19 protein-coding genes are annotated in these 22372 nt (G+C 72.0%); 3 read left to right on the top strand and 16 right to left on the bottom strand.

The annotated features are described in order from the left end of the window. Window positions 1-7: 7 nt before the first annotated feature. The 16 genes from KV100_RS17650 to mraZ all read right to left on the bottom strand — a co-directional run bounded on the left by KV100_RS17650 (window position 8) and on the right by mraZ (window position 17433). Window positions 8-508 carry a cell division protein SepF gene (locus KV100_RS17650; RefSeq protein WP_220344395.1) on the bottom strand — a complete coding sequence of 167 codons (501 nt, stop codon included), beginning with the start codon at window positions 506-508 and terminating at the stop codon, window positions 8-10. Between the two features lie 74 nt (window positions 509-582). After that, a complete protein-coding gene (locus KV100_RS17645) occupies window positions 583-1308 on the bottom strand; it encodes a YggS family pyridoxal phosphate-dependent enzyme (RefSeq protein WP_220344394.1) in 726 nt (241 codons plus the stop codon). 4 nt (window positions 1309-1312) lie between these two features. After that, entirely contained in the window at window positions 1313-2056 is a 744-nt protein-coding gene (gene pgeF / locus KV100_RS17640) for a peptidoglycan editing factor PgeF (protein ID WP_220344393.1), read from the bottom strand. After that, complete coding sequence (gene ftsZ, locus KV100_RS17635) at window positions 2057-3319, bottom strand: cell division protein FtsZ (RefSeq protein ID WP_220344739.1); 1263 nt, start codon at window positions 3317-3319, stop codon at window positions 2057-2059. A gap of 238 nt (window positions 3320-3557) precedes the next feature. Further along, a complete protein-coding gene (locus KV100_RS17630) occupies window positions 3558-4271 on the bottom strand; it encodes a cell division protein FtsQ/DivIB (RefSeq protein ID WP_220344392.1) in 714 nt (237 codons plus the stop codon). Further along, window positions 4268-5692: a UDP-N-acetylmuramate--L-alanine ligase gene (gene murC / locus KV100_RS17625; RefSeq protein WP_220344391.1), complete on the bottom strand. Its 1425-nt coding sequence runs from the start codon at window positions 5690-5692 to the stop codon at window positions 4268-4270. Before murC ends, KV100_RS17630 begins: the two co-directional genes overlap by 4 nt. Next, a complete protein-coding gene (gene murG / locus KV100_RS17620; RefSeq protein ID WP_220344390.1) occupies window positions 5689-6786 on the bottom strand; it encodes an undecaprenyldiphospho-muramoylpentapeptide beta-N-acetylglucosaminyltransferase in 1098 nt (365 codons plus the stop codon). The genes murC and murG overlap by 4 nt, the downstream gene beginning before the upstream one ends. Before the next feature lie 3 nt (window positions 6787-6789). Further along, window positions 6790-8064, bottom strand: a complete 1275-nt coding sequence (gene ftsW / locus KV100_RS17615) for a putative lipid II flippase FtsW (RefSeq protein ID WP_308289391.1) — start codon at window positions 8062-8064, stop codon at window positions 6790-6792. A gap of 41 nt (window positions 8065-8105) precedes the next feature. Then, complete coding sequence (gene murD, locus KV100_RS17610; RefSeq protein WP_374226672.1) at window positions 8106-9593, bottom strand: UDP-N-acetylmuramoyl-L-alanine--D-glutamate ligase; 1488 nt, start codon at window positions 9591-9593, stop codon at window positions 8106-8108. Beyond that, window positions 9575-10639 carry a phospho-N-acetylmuramoyl-pentapeptide-transferase gene (gene mraY, locus KV100_RS17605; RefSeq protein WP_220344388.1) on the bottom strand — a complete coding sequence of 355 codons (1065 nt, stop codon included), beginning with the start codon at window positions 10637-10639 and terminating at the stop codon, window positions 9575-9577. Before mraY ends, murD begins: the two co-directional genes overlap by 19 nt. Then, window positions 10636-12078 carry a UDP-N-acetylmuramoyl-tripeptide--D-alanyl-D-alanine ligase gene (gene murF / locus KV100_RS17600; RefSeq protein WP_220344387.1) on the bottom strand — a complete coding sequence of 481 codons (1443 nt, stop codon included), beginning with the start codon at window positions 12076-12078 and terminating at the stop codon, window positions 10636-10638. The genes mraY and murF overlap by 4 nt, the downstream gene beginning before the upstream one ends. Further along, complete coding sequence (locus KV100_RS17595) at window positions 12075-13631, bottom strand: UDP-N-acetylmuramoyl-L-alanyl-D-glutamate--2,6-diaminopimelate ligase (RefSeq protein WP_220344386.1); 1557 nt, start codon at window positions 13629-13631, stop codon at window positions 12075-12077. The genes murF and KV100_RS17595 overlap by 4 nt, the downstream gene beginning before the upstream one ends. 21 nt (window positions 13632-13652) lie before the next feature. Next, window positions 13653-15392, bottom strand: coding sequence for a penicillin-binding protein 2 (locus KV100_RS17590; protein WP_220344385.1), 1740 nt, complete (start codon window positions 15390-15392; stop codon window positions 13653-13655). After that, on the bottom strand, window positions 15389-15838 hold the full coding sequence (locus tag KV100_RS17585; RefSeq protein ID WP_220344384.1) for a hypothetical protein: 450 nt from the start codon (window positions 15836-15838) through the stop codon (window positions 15389-15391). Before KV100_RS17585 ends, KV100_RS17590 begins: the two co-directional genes overlap by 4 nt. Further along, a complete protein-coding gene (gene rsmH / locus KV100_RS17580; RefSeq protein ID WP_220344383.1) occupies window positions 15835-16785 on the bottom strand; it encodes a 16S rRNA (cytosine(1402)-N(4))-methyltransferase RsmH in 951 nt (316 codons plus the stop codon). Before rsmH ends, KV100_RS17585 begins: the two co-directional genes overlap by 4 nt. 216 nt (window positions 16786-17001) lie before the next feature. Beyond that, window positions 17002-17433, bottom strand: coding sequence for a division/cell wall cluster transcriptional repressor MraZ (gene mraZ / locus KV100_RS17575; RefSeq protein ID WP_220344382.1), 432 nt, complete (start codon window positions 17431-17433; stop codon window positions 17002-17004). Window positions 17434-17813: 380 nt separating this feature from the next. On the opposite strand from mraZ, the gene KV100_RS17570 reads away from it, so the two are divergent. The 3 genes from KV100_RS17570 to KV100_RS17560 are packed head-to-tail and all read left to right on the top strand — an operon-like array spanning window position 17814 to window position 22361. Continuing rightward, window positions 17814-18809 carry a MoxR family ATPase gene (locus KV100_RS17570; RefSeq protein ID WP_220344381.1) on the top strand — a complete coding sequence of 332 codons (996 nt, stop codon included), beginning with the start codon at window positions 17814-17816 and terminating at the stop codon, window positions 18807-18809. 1 nt (window position 18810) lies between these two features. Then, on the top strand, window positions 18811-20049 hold the full coding sequence (locus KV100_RS17565; protein WP_220344380.1) for a DUF58 domain-containing protein: 1239 nt from the start codon (window positions 18811-18813) through the stop codon (window positions 20047-20049). Next, entirely contained in the window at window positions 20046-22361 is a 2316-nt protein-coding gene (locus tag KV100_RS17560) for a DUF3488 and transglutaminase-like domain-containing protein (RefSeq protein ID WP_220344379.1), read from the top strand. Before KV100_RS17565 ends, KV100_RS17560 begins: the two co-directional genes overlap by 4 nt. The last annotated feature ends 11 nt before the right edge of the window (window positions 22362-22372 follow it).

The raw sequence follows: 22372 nt of genomic DNA, 5'->3' as shown, positions 1-22372 counted from the left end.
TCCTACGTCAGCTCTGGTTGAAGAACCCGCCCTGCGCGAGGCGCTGGCGATCCTCCGCAGTGACCGTCACATTGGGCGGCGAAAGAAGGAACACCTTGCTCGTGATCCGCTCGATCGACCCGTAGACGGCGAAGATGAGTCCGGCCGCGAAGTCGACGAGACGCTTGGCGTCGTTGTCGTCCATCTCGCTGAGGTTCATGATGACCGGGGTGCCCTCGCGGAAGTGCTCGCCGATGATCCGGGCCTCGTTGTAGGTCCGCGGGTGCAGCGTCGTGATCCTCGTGAACTCTGCCGGCGCGGGCACGACCGTCGGGGTCGACGCCGGTCGGCGCCGGTCGTCGATCCGGGCGACAGGCCGCGGCTCCGCCTCGCGCACGGCCGGGCCCGCCGGTCGGACGGGCCGACGCGCGGCCTCCGGCTCCGACTCGTAGTCGTCGTACTCGTCGTACTCGCCGGACTGCTCGACGAGGCCGAGGTACTCACCCATCTTGCGCATCGCGCCAGCCATCGCCTGACCTCCCTGAAAACCACGCTGCTTGCTCGAACTCATGAACCGGCGGTGTGCTCACCGTCGCCCTCAACCTACCGGAGCGGAGGGCGCTCTCCGAGCACCGAACGCCCGATCCGTACGTGTGTCGCGCCGTGCTTGACAGCCACCTCCAGGTCACCGCTCATGCCCGCGGAGATCGCCGTCGCACGCGGGTACGCCGCCGCGACGCTGGCCGCCACCTCCGCGAGGCGCGCGAACGCGTCGTCGGGGTCGGCGTCGAGGGGGGCCACGGCCATCACGCCTTCGAGCCGCAGCGCCTCTGCCGCGTCGACCTGCGCGGCGAGCCCCAGGACGTCGCCGGGGGCGGCGCCGGCCCTCCCGGCGGGGTCGTCGTCGCGGCCCTCGAGGTTGACCTGGACGAGCACGCCGAGGGTACGGCCCGCCTGACGCGCGCCACGGTCGAGCGCATCGACGAGCCTGGGCCGGTCCACCGAGTGGACGACGTCGGCGTAGCGGGCCACCGCGGCAGCCTTGTTGGTCTGCAGGGCGCCCACGAAGTGCCACCGGAGGGCGGCGGCAGGATCGCCCGCCTCCTCCCGCTTGCGGGCCGCCTCCGGGTGGCGGTTCTCGCCGACGTCGGTGACCCCCAGGTCGCCGAGGAGCGCGACGTCGGAGGCAGGGTAGGTTTTGGTGACCACGATCAGGGTGACCTCGTCCGGTGCGCGACCGGCCGTGGCGGCCGCGGTCTCGATGCGGTCGCGGACCGCACGGAGGCTGCGGGCGAGCTCGTCACGGCGTGCGTCGTTGGTGTCGGTCACGCGCTCAGCCTCGCACGCGGACGAGCGCGGCGAGCCGGCCGGAGCGCTCACCCTGGCGCCGGTAGGAGAAGAAGTCCTTCTCCCCCTCGATCGTGCACATCGGGTGGTGGTCGGCGAGGTCGACGACGTCGACGTCCGCGGCACGGAGCTGGCCGGCGACACCGGCCGCCAGGTCCAGAGCAGGTGTGCCGCTCCGGGTCTGTGCCCACGTGCCGGTGACCTGGCGTGCGACCTCGTCACGCATCGCCTCCGGGACCTCGTAGCAGTGCCCGCACGCACGAGGTCCCAGCCACGCCGTGATCCGCTCGGCGCCCAGGGCACGCATCGCCTCGACCGCGGCACCGGCGACGTCGAGGACGACGCCCTTGCGCCCGGCGTGGACGACTGCGGCGACCGCGTTCTCGTCGTCGACGAGCACGACAGGAAGACAGTCGGCCACCCGGACGACGAGCACCGCGCCCGGCACAGCTGTCACCAGCGCGTCGGCAGCGGCGCGCGGGGCGGTCGGGTCGTCGTCGGCCGTCACGACACGGACACCACGGCCGTGCACCTGGCGTACGAGATGCGTCCGGTCAGGGTCCCCACCGAAGGCCTCGACGGCGTCTCGAAGGTTGCGCGCGACTGTGGCCTCGTCGTCGCCGTTGCTCGCCCCCAGGTTCAGCGAGGCCCAGGGACCCGTGCTGTGACCGTCGTGACGGTCGGTGAACGCGAGGTCGGCGCGCGAGAGGGTCTCGTGGAAGGCGAACACTTACTTCAGGAAGTCGGGGATGTCGAGGTCGTCCTCGAAGGGATCGACAGCCTGACGCTTCGGGGTCGACGGCCGAGCCCCGTTGCCTGAGCCGGTCGCCGGACCCGTGACAGGGGACGGGCCGCGCGAGGCACGGGACTCGGTGGTCGGGGTGGTGCTGTCGCCGGCCTGGCTGCGCACCCCCACGGGGACACGGTCGCCGCGGCTGGCCGTCTCCGCCGGCGCTGCCGGTGCGGCGGGCGGCTCCTTGGTCACGGGCCGGGCCGGCGCTGTGTCGCGGCGCAGGGCAGGACGTGACGCGTCGCGTCGTTTGGGCGTGCCTCCGTCGAAGCCTGCGGCGATGACGGTGACACGCACCTCGTCGCCGAGGGCGTCGTCGATCACGGCACCGAAGATGATGTTGGCCTCGGCGTGAGCTGCCTCGCTGACGAGCGCCGCGGCCTCGTTGATCTCGAAGAGGCCGAGGTCGGACCCGCCGGCGATCGAGAGCAGCACGCCGTGCGCACCGTCGATCGACGCCTCGAGCAGAGGGCTGGAGACGGCCATCTCCGCGGCCGCCACCGCGCGGTCGTCTCCCCGAGCGGACCCTATTCCCATCAACGCTGAGCCGGCATCAGACATCACGGACTTGACGTCGGCGAAGTCGAGGTTGATCAGGCCCGGCGTCGTGATCAGGTCGGTGATGCCCGAGACGCCCTGGAGGAGGACCTGGTCGGCCTGCTTGAACGCGTCGAGCATGGTGACGTTGCGGTCGCTGATCGACAGCAGCCGGTCGTTCGGGATGACGATCAGCGTGTCGACCTCCTCCCGCAGCCCTTCGATGCCGTCATCGGCCTGGTTGGCGCGGCGTCGACCCTCGAAGGAGAACGGGCGGGTGACGACGCCGATCGTGAGGGCGCCCAGCGAGCGGGCGATGCGGGCGACCACCGGCGCACCGCCGGTGCCCGTGCCGCCTCCCTCACCTGCGGTGACGAACACCATGTCGGCGCCCTTGAGCACCTCTTCGATGTCGTCCGCGTGGTCGTCGGCCGCCTGTCGCCCGGTGTCGGGGTTGGCGCCGGCGCCGAGGCCGCGGGTGAGCTCGCGACCGATGTCGAGCTTGACGTCGGCGTCGCTCATCAGCAACGCCTGGGCGTCGGTGTTGATCGCGATGAACTCGACTCCCTTGAGGCCGGCCTCGATCATCCGGTTGACCGCGTTGACGCCACCTCCGCCGATGCCGACGACCTTGATCACGGCCAGGTAGTTCTGAGCTGCCACGATGGTGCCCCTCACGTGCTTGTGTGTCCGAGTCTTCACGAGGCACCGCAGTCCGGTGTCGGCGCCACAGGCTCCGAGCGGTGAGCCCAGAACCCTAACCCTCAAGTTCAGGGTTATAGTTATGTCAACCTCGTGTCTGTGCATGAACCTACGTGCTCGACCGCGCCGCTCTGCGCCGACACGCCGCCGGTCCCGCCGCTCCTCGTCGAGATGTCACCCACAGAGCGTGCTCGGAGGTCGGTCACGGCCGGATGGTCGGCCGTTCAGGTGCACGGACGTCGTAGGCGCTGGCCTTCTGGGGCAGCAGCGCCGAGAGGACCTGGGCCTTCAGACCGGCATGGTCGGCGCTCCCCCAGGCGACCTCGGCACCGTCCCGCAGCTCGAGCGTGATCCCGTCCCGACTGCTCACCCGGACCTCACGGACCCTCCGGGCGAGGTCTCGGTCCATCGCGCGGACGGCGTCGGCCGCCTCCTTCAGCGCCTCCGCCCTGGGCCCCGACCCCGAGGCGAGGACGACCCGCGGCAACCGGCGCGGCGTCTTGCCGGCAGGAGGATAGACGACTCCGTCGCGATCGAGCAGGCGTACGTCGTCGCCGGACAGGCGTGCCACAGGAGTCCGCTCGGTGACCTCGACGACGACCGAGCGCGGCCACCGGCGGCTGACGTCGACGGTCGCCACCTGCGGGATCTGCTCGACACGTTCGCGCACGGCCTCCACGTCGAGGCGCGCGAGGGGACGGCCCTCCACGACGTCGGCGCGTGCGCGGACCACGCTCGGCGACACGGTGGTCGCCCCACGGACCTGGACGGAGTGGGCACCCAGGACGGACGTCTCGAGGGTGACCCACGCGCCGGCGCCGATCACGGCGAGCGCGGCCGCCACGAGGAGGTACGGACGCAGCCGCCCGAGCCGCGCCCGCCAGCGCCGCCCTGCGAACCGGTCCGTGACGGTCACGAGCCCACTGCCCTCTCCCGCAGACGCGCGACGAGCCGGGGTCCGACCGTCGTGATGTCACCGGCGCCGAGCAGGAGGACGAGGTCACCCTCCGCCGCGAGGTCGGCCAGCTGGGCGTCCAGCGTCTCGAGGTCGGCGCCCGCGTGGACGTCCTCCGGCGGGAGGGACACCGCGTCCCGAACGAGGGCCGAGGTCACGTCGGGGTCGGCGTCCTCGCGGGCGAGATAGACGTCGGTCACGACGACGACGTCGGCCGCGCTGAGCGCCTCCCCCATCGCCGTGCCGAAGATTCGGGTCCGGCTGACGAGGTGGGGCTGGAACGCCACGACGACCCGCCCGTCACCCGCCAGTGCCCGCGCCGCCTGGAGGTCACCGGCGATCTCGACCGGGTGGTGGGCGTAGGAGTCGTACACCGTCACGCCGGCACCCTCGCCGATCCGCTCCATCCGCCGGCTCGCGCCGGTGTAGGCCGCGAGACCGGCTGCGGCGTCGGCGAACGACGCGCCGCACTCGAGCGCGGCGCCGAGCGCTCCGAGAGCGTCGACGACGTAGTGCTCCCCCGGGACCTGCAACCTGACCCGCCCGAGCGACTCCCCCCGGCGGACCACGGTGAACGAGGTGCCTCCACCCTCCGTCACCAGGTCGGTGCCGCGCAGCTCCGCCGACTCGCCGAGACCGGCGCGCAGGACCCGCAGCCCACGTCCCTCGGCACGGGCCTCCAGCGCCGCAGCACCGGGATCGTCGACGCAGAGCACGAGGAACCCGTCAGGCGAGACGCGGTCGACGAACCGCGCGAAGGCCTGCTCGTACGCCTCCGGCGTACCCCAGACGTCGAGGTGGTCGGCGTCGACGTTGGTGACCACGGCGGCGTACGGCTCGTAGACGAGGAAGGCGCCGTCGCTCTCGTCGGCCTCCGCGACGAACCAGCGACCCGTGCCGGCGTGCGCGTTGGTCCCGAGCGAGGCGACCGGCGCCCCGATCGCGTACGAGGGGTCCAGCCCGGCATGCACCAGCGCGCTCGCCAGCATCGACGTCGTCGTCGTCTTGCCGTGGGTGCCGGCCACCGCCACCACGTCGTGCCCGACCATCACCGACTGCAGACCCGCGGACCGTGGATACAGCCGCAGGCCGCGTGCCAGGGCCGCCACGATCTCCGGGTTGTCGGCGCGGACCGCGGTCGTCGCGATGACGGTGTCGGCCTCACCGAGGTTGTCGGCCGCCTGTCCCACCGTCACTGTCGCCCCGTCACGCTCGAGCGCCCTGAGGAGGTCCGAGTCGGCCGCATCGCTGCCCTGCACGGTGATGCCCCGCTCGAGCATGATGCGGGCGATCGCCGACAGGCCGGCGCCGCCGATGCCGACGAGGTGGACCACGCCGAGCCGTTCGGCCGCGTCGATCTGCTCCGGGACCTCGATCTTCATCCCTGCGCCGCCTCACCGGCAGCCTCGAGCACGATCTTGGCCAGCACCTCGTCGGCGTCACGGGGCATCAGGTGCGACGCCGCCGTGGACATCCGCGTCAGCCGGTCGGGATCGCGCAGCAGCGACACGACCGCGGTCGCCACCCACTCGGGCGTCAGCGCCGCGTCGTCGACGAGGATGCCGCCGCCGGCGCCGACGACCGGGTGTGCGTTGAGCGCCTGCTCGCCGTTGCCGATCGGCAGCGGGACGAAGATCGCGGGCAGTCCCACGGCTGCCACCTCGGCGACCGTATTGGCCCCCGACCGGCAGACGATCGCGTCAGCAGCGGCGTAGGCCAGGTCGATGCGGTCGATGAACGGGAGGGTGACGTACGGCGGCTCGCCCGGTCCACGCTTGACCTGCGCCTCCTCGACGCGGCCTGCGGCGTGCAAGACCTGCACGCCGGCAGCGGCGAGCTCGTCGGCGGCGCCCGACACGGCCTCGTTGATGCGCCGTGCGCCCTGCGATCCGCCCGTCACGAGCAACGTCGGGAGCTCGGGATCGAGCCCGAACGCACGGCGGGCCTCGGCGCGCTCGGCGCCCCGGTCCAGACGCGCGATCTGCTCGCGCATCGGCAGGCCGATGTAGCGCGAGCTCGGCAGGGGCGTCTCGGGGAAGCTGGTGAAGACACGCGAGGTGAATCGTGCTCCGAGCTTGTTGGCGACGCCGGGGAGGGCGTTCTGCTCGTGGACGACGATCGGCACCTTGCGCTTGCGGGCGACGAGGTAGGCAGGGACCGACACGTAGCCGCCGAACCCGACGACGACGTCCGGACGCACCCGGTCGAAGACCTCACCGGTCGCCTTGACGGTCCCGGCGAGCCTGCCGGGAACCCGGAGCAGGTCGGCTCCCACGCTGCGTGGGAGCGGCACCGCCGGGACCAGCTCGAGGGGGTAGCCCGCCTGCGGGACCAGCGTCACCTCCAGCCCTCTGGGGGTCCCCAGTGCCGTGATCTCCGCCTCGGGGGTGAGCCTGCGGACCGCAGCAGCGGTGGCCAGCAGGGGTGAGGTGTGGCCGGCGGTGCCTCCGCCGGCCAGCAGGACGCGTGGCGCCACCGATCATCCTTCCTCGCGGACGATGCGTCCGACAGGTCGTGGGGCAGGTTTGATGGGGTCGTGCAGCGGCACCGTACCGCTCGCGCCGCGCCCCCGGGCACGGCGGCGTCGGTGCGCCCGCAGCGCCGTCTGCGCACCAGGCTCGTTGCGCGCGAAGTTGGCGAGCATCCCGAGCGCGACCACGGTCGGGACGAGTGCGGAACCACCGTAGGAGATGAGCGGCAGAGGGATGCCGATGACCGGCAGCATGCCGAGCACCATCCCGATGTTGACGATCGTCTGGACCATCAGCCAGACGGTGATCCCGGCGGCCGCGAGGCGGCAGAACGGGTCGCGCGCCCGTCGCGCGATGCGGAAGCCGACGTAGGCCAGAAGGCCGAAGAGCAGCAGCACGCTGAGGGCTCCCACCAAGCCGAGCTCCTCGCCGATCACGGCGAACACGAAGTCGGTGTGGGCTCCCGGCAGCGAGCCCCACTTCTGCCGGCTATATCCGAGCCCTACCCCGAACCACTGGCCGGTCGCGAGCCCCATCAGTCCGTGGGCGGCCTGGTAGCCGCTGTTCTGGGCGTCGGCGAAGGGATCGGTGAACGAGGTGATGCGCTGCAGACGCTCTGCGCTGGAGCGCACGAACACCAGGACCACGGCACCGATGCCGAGGAGCGAGACCAGGAAGAGGCGTCCCGGAAGTCCGGCGACGAAGAGCAGGCCCAGGATGATCGCGAAGAGCACGAGCGCCGTACCGAGGTCGCGCTGCAGCACGACGAGCATCGCGACGAACCCCGTCACCGGCAACATCGGCAGGAGGACGTGCTTCGGCTGGTGCAGCAGGCGCTGCTTGCGGGCGAAGAGGTCGGCCGTCCACAGCACGATCGCGAGCTTCGCGACCTCCGACGGCTGGATGAGGAACGGGCCTCCGAAGTCGAGCCAGTTCTGGTTGCCACGCACCTCCTCGCCCAGCGGGGTGAAGGTCAGGCCGAGCAGCACCAGGGCCAGCAGCAGCAACGGGTAGACGCACCATCGCATCGCGCGCAGCGGCATCTTCCACGCCACCAGGCCCAGCACGAGGGCCGCCACGAGGAAACCTCCCTGGCGGGCGGCGATGGCGTAGGGACTTCCGTTGTTGAGCTGGGAGGTGACCGAGCTGGCGCTGAGCACCATCACCATGCCGAAGCCGATGAGCAGGCCGGCGACCGCCAGCACGAGGTAGTAGGAGGTCAGGGGCTTCTCGAGGGTGTCGCGCAACGTCGCGACCCACGTGTGCCTGCCCGACCTCGCCACCGGTCGCCTCCCGCTCGTGTGCTCGTCGGGCGGCGGCGGTCTCACCGTCGCGTCGCCGCGTGCCTGGCCACGGCTGCGGCGAAGGAGTCGCCTCGCTCCGCGTAGCTCGTGAACTGGTCCAAGGACGCGCACCCCGGGGCGAGCAGCACCGTGTCGCCCGGCCGGGCGAACCGCACTGCCGCGTCCACGACGCGATCCATGAGCACATCCTTGCCCGCATCGACCTCGACGACCGGCACCTCCGGCGCGTGTCGCCGCAACGCGTCCCGGATCACGGCGCGGTCGGCGCCGATCAGCACCGCCGCCCGCAGCCGAGAGCCCGTGCGCTCGACGAGACCGTCGAACGTCGTGCCCTTGGCCTGTCCGCCGGCTACCCAGACGACCGAGGGGTAGGCGAGGAGCGACCCGATCGCCGCGTGCGGGTTGGTGGCCTTGGAGTCGTCGACGAACGTGACGCCGTCGACCTCCGCGATCTGCTGGATCCGGTGGGCTCCGGGCTGGTAGGCCCGCAGCCCGTCGCGCACGGCGACGGGCGGCACCCCGTGGGCACGGGCGAGCGCGGCGGCCGCCAGTGCGTTGGCGACCACGTGAGGCGCGGGCGGCTCTCCCGCGGGACCGGCGAGGTCACCCAGCGTGGCAAGCTCTGCGGCGCTGGTCGTGCGCTCGGGGACGAAGGCGCGGTCGGCGAGCACGTCGTCGACCATGCCGACCATCCCGACCGACGGCACGCCGAGGGTGAACCCGATCGCGCGCGCGCCTTCCTGCACGTCGGCGTCGCGCACCAGACGCTCCGTGGCCGGGTCGTCGACGTTGTAGACGCACGCCCGCTCCACGTGCTCGTAGATCCTGCCCTTGTCACGGGCGTAGTCGGCCGGGCCACCGTGCCAGTCGAGGTGGTCGTCGGCGACGTTGAGCACGGCCGACGCCTCGCAGGCCAGGGATCGGGCGAAGTGCAGCTGGAAGCTCGACAGCTCCACGGCCAGCACGTCGTAGCCTGCGGGGTCCATCACCGCCTCGGTCACCGGGACCCCGATGTTGCCCACGGCGGGCGCACGGAGCCCGGCGGCAGCGAGGATCGACTCGAGCATCTGGACGGTGGTGGTCTTGCCGTTGGTGCCGGTGACCGCGAGCCAGGGTGCCGCGCCCGGTTCGCGCAACCGCCACGCGAGCTCGGGCTCGGACCAGACCGCGACGTCGCGGGCCTGCGCCGCCTCGGCGACGATCGGCGTGCGAGGTGGCAGTCCCGGGAACGGAACGAGGAGAGCGGCCCCGGCGGGCAGGGTCGCGGTCGCACCCGGACCCAGCCGCACCTCGGCCCCGAGCACCTCGAGGATGCCCGCCCGCTCGCGCAGGAGGTCGCCCTCGCCGTCGTCGAGGATGGTGACTCGCGCACCGACCTGCACCAGGGCGTCCGCGGCGGCGTAGCCGCTGGCGCCCAGGCCGGCGACGACGGCGTGCACCCCCTCCCACGAGTCGTGCCGTCCGAGGTGGTCCACAGAGGGCTCGGCGGTCACAGTCCGCTGACCCACTCGGAGTAGAAGATGCCCAGGCCGAGCGCTACGAAGAGCCCGCTGATGATCCAGAACCGGACGACGATGGTGATCTCGGCCCACCCCATCAGCTCGAAGTGGTGCTGCAGCGGCGCCATCCTGAACAGCCGCTTGCCCCCCGACATCTTGAACCACCCGACCTGGAGGATCACCGACAGCGTGATGATGACGAACAGGCCGCCGAGGACCAGGAGGAGGACCTCCGTACGGGTCATGATCGCGAAGCCGGCCATCGCGCCGCCCAGCGACAGCGACCCGGTGTCGCCCATGAAGATCTTGGCCGGTGAGGCGTTCCACCACAGGAAACCGAAGCAGGCGCCGGTGAGGGCGGCCGCGACCACGGCGAGGTCGAGCGGGTCTCGGACGTCGTAGCACTTGGGGCCGGGGTTGAAGGCGCACGACTGGTTGCTCTGCCAGAGGTTGATCAGCATGTAGGCGCCGAAGACCATCACGGACGCTCCGGTCGCGAGACCGTCGAGACCGTCGGTGAGGTTGACCGCGTTGCTGGTGCCCCAGATCATCACGAGCACCCAGATGACGATCAGCGCGGCGGGGACGGTCCACCCGGGGATGTCACGGATGAACGAGATGCCCTCGGAGATCGGGGTCCGACCGTTCGCGTCGGGGAAGCTGAGCGCGAGCAGGGCGAAGCTGAGCGCGACGAGCGCCTGCCCCGCCAGCTTTGCCTTGGACCGAAGACCGAGGCTGCGCTGCTTGATCACCTTGATGTAGTCGTCCAGGAACCCGACCAGCCCGAGCCCGACGAAGAGGTAGAGCAGCAGGACCGCTGAGGCCGACGGCACGCTCCCCGTGATCAGCTTGGCCAGCGCGTAGGCCAGGACGACCGAGATGATGATCACCAGGCCGCCCATGGTCGGCGTCCCGCGCTTGGTGTGGTGCGAGGTAGGACCGTCGTCGCGGATCAGCTGCCCGTAGCCCTTGCGGACGAGCAGACGGATCGCCAGCGGCGTGCCGAGCAACGTGCCGATCAGCCCGAAACCGCTGGCGATCAGAATGGCCCTCATCGACCGTCGTTCCCTTCGTCGTCGCGTCCTCCGCCGTCCTCGGGCTCGGTGCCCGCGACTCGTTCGTGCTGCGCCGGTGGCGAGAGCAGCGCGTCAGCCACCCGCTCCAGACCACTCGCGCGAGAGGCCTTCACCAGCACGATGTCACCCGGGCCGGCGTACGTCCGCAGCCACGCGACGGCGTCGTTGACGTCGTCGACGGCGACGGACGGAGCGCCGGCGGCGAGCACCGCCTCGTGGATCGGGCGTGCGCCCGACCCGACGGCGACCACGTGGGTGACACCGAGGTCCGCGGCGAGACTACCAACGTCGGAGTGGGCACGGTGAGACGCATCGCCGAGCTCGAGCATCTCTCCGAGGACGGCCACCACTCTCCCCTCTCCCCGCATCGCTGCCACCGCGCGCAGGGCGGCTGCCGTGGACTCCGGGTTGGCGTTGTAGGCGTCGTTGACGACCACGAGGCCGTCGTCGCGCACGAGGCGCTCCATCCGCCACGCCGAGCGCGTCGTGGCCGCACCGAGGGCGTCGCTCACGGTCGGAAGGTCCATGCCGACCGCGAGTGCCACCGCGGCCGCCGCAGCAGCGTTGGAGGCCTGGTGAGCACCGAGCAGCGGGACGTGGACCCCGACGCTCTCGTCGCCGGCGACCAGCCGGAAGCGAGGCTCGCCGTCGGGTCCGACAGCGAGGTCGCGCACCGCCACGTCGGCGCCGTCGGACATGCCGTAGGTCACCACCCGCGCCCTCGTGCGTGTCGACATCGCCGCGACGGTCGCGTCGTCGGCGTTGAGCACCGCCACACCCTGCGGAGGGAGCGCTTCCACGAGCTCGCCCTTCGTGCGCGCGATCGTCTCCACCGACCCGAACTCACCCAGGTGGGCCGACCCGACGCTGAGGACGGCGCCGACGTCCGGGCGGGCGATCGCACACAGCTCGGCGATGTTGCCCAGCGCTCGCGCCCCCATCTCGACGACGAGGAACCGGGTGTCGGGGTCGGCGCGCAGCACGGTGAGCGGCACCCCCAGCTCGTTGTTGTAGTTGCCAGCGGTGGCCACGGTCGTCCCCGCACGGGTGAGGACCTGCGCCAGCAGGTCCTTCACACTGGTCTTGCCCTGCGACCCGGTCACCCCTACGACCGTGCAGCCGTCCAGCCGGTCGCGCACGTCGGCCGCGAGCGTGCCGAGCGCTCGGGTCACGTCGTCGACGACCACGCAGGGGCCGTCGACCCGGCGCTCGCCGAGGACTGCGGCGGCACCCGCCCGCAGCGCCGCGGGCGCGTATTCATGACCGTCGACGTGCTCGCCCCGGACGGCGACGAAGAGCCCCCCGGACGCGACGTCGCGCGAGTCGAGCGTGGCGGGGCCGGTGACGACCACGTCGTCGGAGTCGTAGGCCGTACCGTCGACGAGGTCGGCGACGCGGGCGAGCGAGGTCGCGATCACCCGTCTCTCCTCTCCCGGTCACGCAGCGCCTCGGCGACGACCTCGCGGTCGTCGAACCGGTGCACGACGTCGCCCACGACCTGTCCGCTCTCGTCGCCCTTGCCCGCCACGACGACCGTGTCGCCGGGCCGGGCGTCGGCGACGGCGTGCGCGATGGCCGCCCGTCGGTCGCCGATCTCGACCAGCGTCGCGGTGGCCCCGCGGAGGATGGCGTCCTGCGCCCCGGCCAGGATCGCGGCCCGGATCGCGGCCGGCTCTTCCGTGCGCGGGTTGTCGTCGGTGACCACCACCACGTCGGCGAGCTCAGCAGCGACGGCGCCCATCAGCGGACGCTTGCCGGGGTCGCGGTCGCCGCCGGCACCGACCACGACCAGCAGCCGCCCGGGGCCCAGCCCACGCAGGGACGCCAGCACCGCTCGGAGGGCGTCCGGCTTGTGCGCGTAGTCGACCAGGGCGACGAAGTCCTGACCCACGTCGACGGGCTCCATCCTGCCCGGCACGCCGGTGCAGGCGGCGATCCCGGCCAGCGCGTCGTCGACCGCACGGCCGGTCGCGGTGACGGCTGCGAGGACGGCGAGCGCGTTGGCGACGTTGAAGCGGCCCGGCAGGCCGACGACGAGCGTCCTCTCCTGACCGTCCGGTCCGACGACCTCTGCGGTCGAACCGGAGGGGGTGCTCTCCAACGACGCGACCCGCCAGTCGGCCTCCTCGCGCCCGTCCACCGAGACCGTGGTCACCGGGAGGGCGGTCTCCGCGGCCAGCCGACGGCCGTACGGGTCGTCCACGTCGACGACGGCGTGGCCGGCGTGCTCGGGAGTGAACAAAGACGCCTTGGCCGCGAAGTAGTCCTCGACGTCGGCGTGGAAGTCGAGGTGGTCGCGGCCCAGGTTGAGAAAGACCGCGACGTCGTAGACGACACCGTCGACGCGGTGCAGCGCGAGGGCGTGGCTGGAGACCTCCATCACGACCGCGTCGGCCCCGTGGTCGCGCATCACCGCGAAGAGCGCGTGCAGCGCCGGGGCCTCGGGAGTCGTCAGCGCCGAGCTGACCGGACGGTCCTCCAGGAAGGCGCCGGTCGTGCCGATCACACCCACACGGTCGCCGCACGCCCGCAGCGCAGATGCCATCAGGAAGGCACTGGTCGTCTTGCCCTGCGTGCCCGTGATCCCGATCGTCGTCACGCTCTCGGCAGGCCAGCCGTAGACGTGCGCAGCGACGCGACCGAGCACCTCTCGGGGGTCGTCGACGCGGAGGACGGGCACGTCCACGCCGGCCTCGGAGAGAAGGTCGGCACCTGGCCCGTCGGTGAGCACGGCCACGGCGCCGGACGCCACGGCGTCCGCGGCGAAGCGCGCCCCGTGGGTTCGCATGCCCGGGAGCGCGGCGTAGAGGTCGCCGTCCCGCACGTCGCGCGACGACAGGGTGACGCCGGTGACGACACCTCCCGTACCGCCGACGAGGGTGGCGCCGACAGCCTCGGCGAGATCATCGAGAGCGACCGGGACCACCGAGGGCGGTCGCGTGTCGAGAGGGGTGAGAGGCTCAGAAGACATCGCAGCCGAGCGTATCGAGTCTCACCACTTGACCGGCGTCCTGGGCGCACGCGACCCGCTCGGCGCGATGCCGTAGCGCTGCAGGGACTGCTGCATGATGTCTCGGAAGACCGGGCCTGCCGTGCCGCTGCCCGATCCTCCCCCCTGCGGGTTGTCGAGCACGACGTAGGTGAGGAAGCGCGGCTTCTCCGCCGGCGCGAACCCGATGAACGACACGGTGTTCTCGCCGCGCACGTACCGCCCGGTGTCGGGATTCACCCGCCAGGCGGTGCCGGTCTTCCCGGCGACCCGGTAGCCGGGGATCGACACGTTGGGCGCCGACCCCCGCGGCGAGGTGACCGCCTCCATCATCGTCGTGACCATCGACGCGGCCTCGGGCGAGACGACCTCACGGGCCTCGGGTGCCTTCCGCGGGACCGTGGTGCCGTCGGCGCGACGGACCTCGGTGACCAGGGTCGGGCTGGTGTAGCGGCCGCCGTTGGCGATCGCTGCGACCGCGGCGGTCTGCTGCATCGCCGTCACCGAGATCCCCTGGCCGAACGAGATGGTCGCGTGCTGCGCCCTCGACCACCGCTCCGCCGGGGTGAGGATGCCTCGCGACTCCGAGGACAGCCCGACGCCCGTGGGCCGACCGAACCCGAACTTCGTCAGGTAGTCGTGCATCGTCGCGTCGTCCATCTGCTGGGCCAGGGCGATCGTGCCGAGGTTGGACGACTTCGCCACCACACCCGCGGCGGTGAGCCGCAGGCGTCCGTGGTCCCACCAGTCGCTGATCGTGAACCCGTCGAGACGCAGCTCGCTGGGCACCCGGACCTTGGTCTGCGGCGTCACGAGACCGGCGTCGGCGAGCGCGGCCATCGTGACGACCTTCTGCACCGAGCCCGGCTCGTAGACGTTCTGCACGGCGCGGTTGTTCATCGACGCCGGCGTGACGGTCGAGCGGTCCTCGGCGTCGAACGTCGGGAGCTGCGACAGCTGCAGCACCTGCATCGTCTCGAGGTCGACCGTGATCGCGACGCCCCAGTCGGAGTCGCTCGCGCGCACGGCCGCGGCGAGACGCTTGTCGGCGTACCACTGGAGGTCGCGGTCGATCGTGGTCACCACGTCGGCGCCAGGCACCGCCTCCTTCATCGTCTGACGCGCCAGCGGGATGCGTACCCCCTTGGGGGAGGTCTCGTAGGTCGCCTTCCCGTCGCTGCCCGTCAGGTCGTCGTCGAACGCCTTCTCCAGCCCGCTGGTGCCCTCGCCCGTCTCACCCGAGACCAGGCCGATCAGCGTGGCGCCGAGAGTGCCGCCGGGGTACGTCCGGACCGCGTCGCGCTCCGTCGTCACACCGTTGAGGAGGCCGGCGTCGGCGAGCTTGGCCATCGCGCTGCTGGCCTGGTAGGCCGGGACCTTGCGGGCGACGTAGACGAACTGCGTCCCCTCGCGACGCAGCTTCGTCACCGTGTCGAAGTAGTCGACGCCCAGCTCCGCGGCGAGGATGCTCGCAATCTCGGTGGCCGGCTTGGCGGTGAACCTCGGGTTGGCGATGATCGACTGCGCGTCGAGCGAGGTGGCCAGAGGTTCACCGTCGCGGTCGAGGATCCGCCCACGGTCGGCGTGCAGCACCGTCGGCTGCACCGTCTCCTTCAGAGCACGCTCGGCGTACGCGTTCGCGTCGACACCCTGGATCTGGAAGAGGCGGCCGGCGAAGATCACGAGGAGGGTCGCGACGACCACGAAGCAGAAGCGCGCACGGTTGCGGACCGCCGGACTCACTCGCGGGCTCCCACGGCGGCCGGCGACGGCCCTCCGACCCCGGAAGGGCTTTCGCCCCGGGCGGCGGGCTCCGGGTCGCCGACGACCTTCCCGTCGGAGAGTCGCAGGAAGACGGGAGTCGTGTTGGGCACCATGCCGAGCTCTGCGGCTCGCTCCGCGAGTGCCGCCGGGGTCGCACGCTCCTCGACCTCGAGGGACAGCTGGGCGTGCCTGCTCTGCAGCGTCTCCGCCTCCTTCTCCAGCTCGGCGAGCTGGAAGGCGCCGTTCTGCATCGAGGTGTTGAGGAGCAGCAGACCGACGAGCCCACCGGCGAGCAGGGTGACCACGAGGAGCACGAAGGGCGCGCGCGGCGAACGGGGGCGAGCGGCCGGGACGACGCGCAGGGGACTGCGCGTCGGCTGCGGACGACCCGGCGCCCGGCGCGGAGCGCTGTGGACGACACTCATGCTGCCTCCTTCACTCGCTCGACGACGCGGAGCCTGACGGGCTTCGCGCGGGGGTTCTGCTCGATCTCGGCCTCCGACGCCGTCTCGGCGCCGCGGGTGACGAGTCGGAACCGGGGCTCGAGGGCCTCGGGGACGACGGGGAGTCCTGGCGGGACGTCCAGCCGGGTGACCTTCGCGAACGCCTGCTTGACGATCCGGTCCTCGAGGGAGTGGTAGGCCATGGACACGACTCGACCACCGAGGCTGACCGCGTCCAGCGCGGCCGGGACAGCACGCCGGAGCACGCCGAGCTCGTCGTTCACCTCGATGCGCAGTGCCTGGAAGGTCCGCTTGGCGGGGTTTCCGCCGGTGCGCATCGCCGCCGCGGGGAGGGCCTCGCGGACCAGCGCCACCAGTTCGTCGCTCGTGCGCAGGGGTGCTTCGGCCCGCCTCCGTACGATCGCGTCGGCGATCCGCCCCGCGTGCTTCTCCTCGCCGTAGGTCCGCAGGATGCGGGCCAGGTCGTCCCGGCTGTAGGTCTCGAGGACCTCCGCCGCGGTCGTCCCCTCACTCCCCATGCGCATGTCGAGCGGAGCAGGGCGGGAGTACGAGAAGCCGCGCTCGTCGAGGTCGAGCTGCATCGAGGAGACGCCCAGGTCGAACAGGACGGCATCGACGTGGGAGCGCCCGGCCTCGGCGATCGCCTCCTCGAGCTGGTCGTACACGCCCTCGAAGAAGGTCACCCGGTCTCCGAAGGGAGCGAGGCGCTCGCGAGAGCGCCGGAGGGCCTCGGGATCACGGTCGATCCCGATCAGCTGCACGCCGGCGAAGCGCGACAGCACCGCCTCCGCGTGCCCGCCCAGGCCCAGCGTCGCGTCGACCAGGACCGCGTCGCTTCCGGCCAGGGCGGGCGCGAGGAGCTCGACCGTCCGATCCAGCAGCACCGGTACGTGCTTCGTCTCACCCATGCGTCCCGGCCCCGGGACGTCCGACCACCATCTCGACCCCTCGTTCCGTGTGGTTCAGCGTTGTGTGCGCCTCGATCCGCTACCCGTGCGGTCTGATCGCGGGTGGTTCGTCCGGCCAGGTCCCTGGCCGCTTGCCCTGGGAAGTCACCTCTTGGCACCGGGGAAGTGGAGCCAGGAGGTGGAGCAAGCGGCCCAGAGGCCTCGACGGACGAGCCTCTAGAGCAGTCCCTCGATCACCTCCTCCGAGAGGGTCGCGAAGCTCTCCTCCTGCTCGTCGGAGTACTCCGCCCAGCGTGCGGCGTCCCAGATCTCGACCCGCTCCATCGCCCCGACGACCACGCAGTCGCGGTCGAGCCGGGCGTAGTCACGCAGAGGTCCCGGGACGGTGATGCGGCCTTGCTTGTCGGGAACCTCGTCCGAGGCGCCCGAGAACAGGACGCGGACGAAGTCGCGAGTGGCCTTGTTGGTGAACGGCGTCTTGCTGATCCGGTCGCTGAACTCCTGGAAGCTCGCCTGCGGCCAGACGTAGATGCAGCGGTCCTGCCCCTTCGTCAGCACGAGACCCTCCGTGAGCCGGTCGCGGAACTTGGCGGGGAGGAACAGGCGACCCTTGTCGTCGAGTCGAGGCGTGTATGTGCCGAAGAACATCGCACCGCACACTCCCTCGTCTCGCGCCGCCGAACCGGACACCCGAGGACCCGAAAGTCGATGACCGGCTGTTGCTCCACTTTGCGCCACCATACTCCACAACGCACCACGAATGCCGATCTTGCACGTCGGCGCGCCCTCCTGACGCCGTCGCGCACGAGAGGGCAGGTCAGGCGTCGATGCCTCGCGATCGCTGGGATCCCAGGCACTCCCCTGGCCGTGGCGCAGAGGATGGGGAAGAGTGGAGGAGAAGTGGAGGACGAGAGCGCGCGCTCCGCGTTCCGAGGTGGCCCGTTGGGACGCGCGGGTAGTCTCGGAACCTCCGGGGGGTGATCGCGTCATCTCCCGACCGAGCCCCGCTGGAGCCCCAGGAGACTGCCGTGACGACGACACCTCGCCGAGAGCCGGCCGCCCCTCCCGGGCCGGACCAGACCGACGAGCTCGTCGTCGCCGCGCAGCGTCTGGTGGACAACGTCGGGACGGTGATCGTCGGCAAGGCCGACGTCGTCCGCACCGCCGTCATCGTGCTCCTCGCCGGCGGACATCTCCTCCTCGAGGACGTCCCCGGAGTCGGCAAGACGATGCTCAGCAAGGCGCTCGCGCGATCGATCGACGGGTCGATGCGGCGGATCCAGTTCACTCCCGACCTACTCCCCAGCGACGTCACCGGCTCGTCGGTCTGGGATCCGGCGACCCGCACCTTCGAGTTCCGGCAGGGCGCGGTGTTCGGCAACGTGGTCGTCGGAGACGAGATCAACCGCGCGTCCCCCAAGACGCAGTCGGCGCTCCTGGAGTGCATGGAGGAGCGTCAGGTCACCGTCGACGGCACCTCGTACCCGCTCGACGACCCGTTCATGGTCGTCGCCACCCAGAACCCGCTGGAGATGGAGGGCACCTACCCGCTGCCCGAGGCGCAGCGTGACCGGTTCATGGCCCGCGTGGCGATGGGCTACCCGTCCGCCGATGCCGAGGCGGCGATGCTGCGCGAGCACGGCAGCACCGACCCTCTCGCCGACCTCGTCCCGGTGACCGACGTCAAGCAGGTGGCCGACCTCGTCGCCACCGTGCGCACCGTCCACGTCGCGCCCGCCATCGAGAAGTACGCCGTCGCGCTCACGACCGCGACCCGCTCCTCGCCCCGCCTGCGGCTCGGCGCCTCCCCGCGCGCCACGCTGCACCTCGTGCGTGCGGCTCGCGCACGCGCTGCGCTGGAGCGGCGTCCGTACGTCCTGCCCGACGACGTCTCGACCCTGGCCGTCCCGGTGCTCGCTCACCGTCTGCTCCTGTCCCCCGACGCCGTCGTCGCGGGTTGGCAGGCTGCCGACGTCGTCAGCGAGGTCCTGTCCGACGTCCGCGTGCCCGACCCTGGGCGATGACGTGCGCTCGACGCTCGGTGCTCTGACGTCGCGCGGCCGCGCGTTCCTGGCCGCGGGGACCACCGTGGTGCTCGGGGGCATGTTCCTGGGACTCGACCTCCTGGTCCGCATCGGCGCCCTCGCGCTCGCGCTGCCGCTGCTGGCGGTCATCGCGGTCGCTCACAGCCGGAGCACGGTGGGCGCCAGCCGCGAGGTGTCGCCGGCGCGGGTGCCTGCGGGCACGGACGTCGACGTGTCGCTCGACCTTTCCGGCCGTGGTCGAGGCACGTCGGGCACCCTCCTCCTGGAGGACCGGCTGCCCGACGCCCTGGGGGGCGACCGCCGCTTCGCCGTCGACACGGTCGGAGCGCGGTGGCAGTGCCCGGCCCGTTATCGACTGGTTCCTCGGCGGCGCGGCTTCTATTCCCTGGGTCCCCTGTCGGTCCGGGTCGGAGACCCCTTCGGCTTCCTGTCCGTCCGCAAGACCTTCCACACCACGACGCCCCTCGTCGTCACCCCCACCATCCACCCGCTCGGCCGGCTGTGGGCGGGAGGCGTGGGAACCGAGCAGGGAGAGCACCGGGTCCGGCTCGGCTCGAACGGACGCCCCGACGACGCCTCCGTACGCGAGTACCGCATCGGCGACGACCTCCGCCGCATCCACTGGCGCACGACGGCGCGGACCGGAGAGCTGATGGTCCGCCGCGAGGAGGAGGGTCGCCACGCCGACGTCACCGTCTACCTCGACACCCGCCGCCACGTCCACCGCCCTGGCTCGGACGGCTCCTTCGAGTGGGCGGTGTCGGCAGCCGCCTCGGTCGTCGCCCACTTCGCCGGCAACGGGTGGGACGTCCGTCTGATCACCGACACCACCGACTCCCACGACTCCGCACGTGACGAGCTCGGCCTGATCCTCGACGACCTGGCCGCCGTACGCATGTCGGCCCGGCGCGGGAGCGACCTGGTGCCCGCCGACGTGATGGCGTCGCGAGGAACGGTCGTGGCCATCGTCGGCGGAGCAGACCCGGACTCGCTGGAGCACGTCAACCGGTGCTCGCTCGGCGCCGGACGGCGACTGGCCCTGGTGCTCGACGGCGACGGCTGGCTGCGCGGGGCCCACGGTGGTTCGGGCACCGCGGCCGACCTCGCCTCCTCGGCACGCGCGCAGGGTTGGGCCGCCACGGCGGTCGGCGGCGGCGACACGGTGGGCGAGGCGTGGCACGCCCTTGCGGCCCAGTCCACGAAGGATGCGGTGCGATGAACGCGTCGGTGGCGCACACGTTCTGGGTCGGGCTGTGGGTGTGGCTGCTTGCGGTCACGACGGGAGCCGCGTTCTCGCCGCTGGTGGCCGACAGCCGCTTCCTGCTCGAGGGCGCGCTCGGCGCCGCGGCCGTGGTCCTCGTCGGCGTCGTCGTCCGCGCGGCAGGCGGACGCCGACCCGTCGTCGTCGCCGCGCAGGCCGCGGTGACGCTCGGGTGGCTCACCGCGGCGTACGGGGCAGGCACCGGGATCGCCGGGGTGATTCCTACCCCCGACACGCTCGAACGTGCCGGTGCCCTGGCCGAGGCGACCTATCTGCACGCCCAGCGATATGCGGCGCCTGTCCCCGACACCGCGGCGCTCACCGCGACCCTCGCCGCCCTCGTCATCGTCCTGGCGCTGGTGATCGACGTCCTCGCCGCCGAGCTGCGATGGACGCCGGCCCTCGGGCTCGTCCTCCTCGCCGTCGTCATGGTGCCGGCGACCCTCCTCGAGGGTCGCTCGCCGCTCCTCGTGTTCGTCCTGGGCGCTGCGGCGTACGCCGGCCTGCTCGCCGTCACGCGCAACGACGACGGCCGTGCCTGGGGACCGCGCGTCACCGCGGTCGGCTCCCAGCCGCAGGACCCCGTCGACTCCGCGGTCGGGCACGTGCGCGCGTCGATTCCCGCGGTCGGGATCGCGATCGGCGCGATCGCCGTCGCCCTGGTCGTCCCCCTGGTCACGCCGACCGCCGGTGAGAGCTTCCTCGACGGGGCCGGCTCGGGTGCCGGATCCGGCATCGGCACGGGCCTCGACAACCCGGTGCTCGACATGCGCCGCAACCTCCGCGGACAGAGTCGCGACGTCCTCCTGACGATGACCGAGGAGAAGGACGCGCCCCGGCCGCGATACGTCCGGCTCGCCTCGATGCAGTCGGTCGGCGACCAGGGGTGGACCCTCGGTGACCGCGTCGGTGCCGGCCAGCAGCTCGACGACGACCTCCCGTCGGTGCCGGGTCTCAATCCCGGCGTGCCGACGACGACAGCGCGCTACCGGACCGCGGTCTCACCCGGGTTCGAGACGCGCTGGCTCCCCCATGTCTATGCTCCGACCGCCGTGAGGCTCGAGGACTCCTCCGGTGTCGAGATCAACCGGAGCATGCTCGACATCAGTCGCCTCCCACGTCTCGGGTCCTTCGCCGGAGCGTCCTACGACGTCGAGGTCATGGTCGCGCGTCCGACTCAGGCCGACCTGCGCACCGCTCCTGCCTCGACGCTGACGATGTCGTCCTACGTCGATCTCCCCTCCTCCACGCCGGATGTCGTGAACGAACGCGCGGAGGAGGTCACCGCCGGCGCGTCCAACGCGTTCGACCGTGCCCTCGCTCTCCAGCGGTGGTTCCGTCAGGACGGTGGCTTCAAGTACTCGCTCGCCCAGCGCCCCGGATCGGGGATGGAGACGATCGAGGCCTTCCTCACCGACGATCGGGTCGGCTACTGCGAGCAGTTCGCCACCGCGATGGCAATGATGGCCCGGTCGTTGGGGATCCCCTCACGCGTCTCCGTCGGCTTCCTCTCCGGTGAGCCCGCCCGTCAGAAGGGCACGTGGGTCTTCCGGGGAACCGCCATGCACGCGTGGCCCGAGCTGTACTTCGCGGGCGTCGGCTGGATCGGCTTCGAGCCGACACCTGGCGGCAGCGGCTACACACCTCCGACGTTCGCCGAAGGCTCGGCCGACCCGCAGGAGGCTCCGGACCCGTCAGCAGACCCGACGGCGCTGCCGACCGGCGCCGCGTCCCCGGCTCCGGGCAGCGCTGAGGCAGACGCCGCGGGGGACGCCGCTGACGGCGGAGGGTCGTGGGTGCCCGTGGCCCTCGTGGTGCTCGGGCTCCTCACGGTCGCGCTCGCCGTCCCCGCGGCCGTCCGCACCGCCCGGCGACGCCGTCGACGCGCGGCCCACGACGATCCGGCGGCGGCAGCCGAGGACGCCTGGGCAGAGGTCCGCGACACCGCGACCGACCACGGGATCGGTTGGACCGAAGGCGTCTCACCGCGAACGTCGATCGCGCCGCTGCGGGCACGGCTGGACGACGACCCGGTGGCGCGAGAGGCGATCGACACGCTCGTCGACGCGGTCGAGCGCAGTCGCTACGCGCCTGTCTACGAGCCGGCAGACCTCACCGCGGCGGTCGACCACCTAGTCGGTGCGACGGCGGCCGGCGTCACGCGCCGGCAGCGACTGGGTGCCGCGGTGCTCCCCCGGTCGGTCCTCGTGCCGGCCGAGCGGCGTGTCGGGGTCCGGGAAGAGGACGAGGTTCTTTCGCTGCGGGAGTAGCCCGCGGGGCG

It is taken from the genome of Mumia sp. zg.B21, from assembly GCF_019550855.1.
Lineage (GTDB): Bacteria > Actinomycetota > Actinomycetes > Propionibacteriales > Nocardioidaceae > Mumia.
This window is presented reverse-complemented; position numbering and strand designations above follow the sequence as displayed.

What these genes read in the sequence shown, in the direction of transcription:
- murC (WP_220344391.1), bottom strand. Translation starts at nt 5,692, where the DNA reads ATGAAGATCGAGGTCCCGGAGCAGATCGACGCGGCCGAACGGCTCGGC.
- KV100_RS17585 (WP_220344384.1), bottom strand. Translation starts at nt 15,838, where the DNA reads ATGAGTGTCGTCCACAGCGCTCCGCGCCGGGCGCCGGGTCGTCCGCAG.
- KV100_RS17560 (WP_220344379.1), top strand. Translation starts at nt 20,046, where the DNA reads ATGAACGCGTCGGTGGCGCACACGTTCTGGGTCGGGCTGTGGGTGTGG.
- mraY (WP_220344388.1), bottom strand. Translation starts at nt 10,639, where the DNA reads ATGAGGGCCATTCTGATCGCCAGCGGTTTCGGGCTGATCGGCACGTTG.
- KV100_RS17595 (WP_220344386.1), bottom strand. Translation starts at nt 13,631, where the DNA reads ATGTCTTCTGAGCCTCTCACCCCTCTCGACACGCGACCGCCCTCGGTG.
- rsmH (WP_220344383.1), bottom strand. Translation starts at nt 16,785, where the DNA reads ATGGGTGAGACGAAGCACGTACCGGTGCTGCTGGATCGGACGGTCGAG.
- KV100_RS17650 (WP_220344395.1), bottom strand. Translation starts at nt 508, where the DNA reads ATGGCTGGCGCGATGCGCAAGATGGGTGAGTACCTCGGCCTCGTCGAG.
- mraZ (WP_220344382.1), bottom strand. Translation starts at nt 17,433, where the DNA reads ATGTTCTTCGGCACATACACGCCTCGACTCGACGACAAGGGTCGCCTG.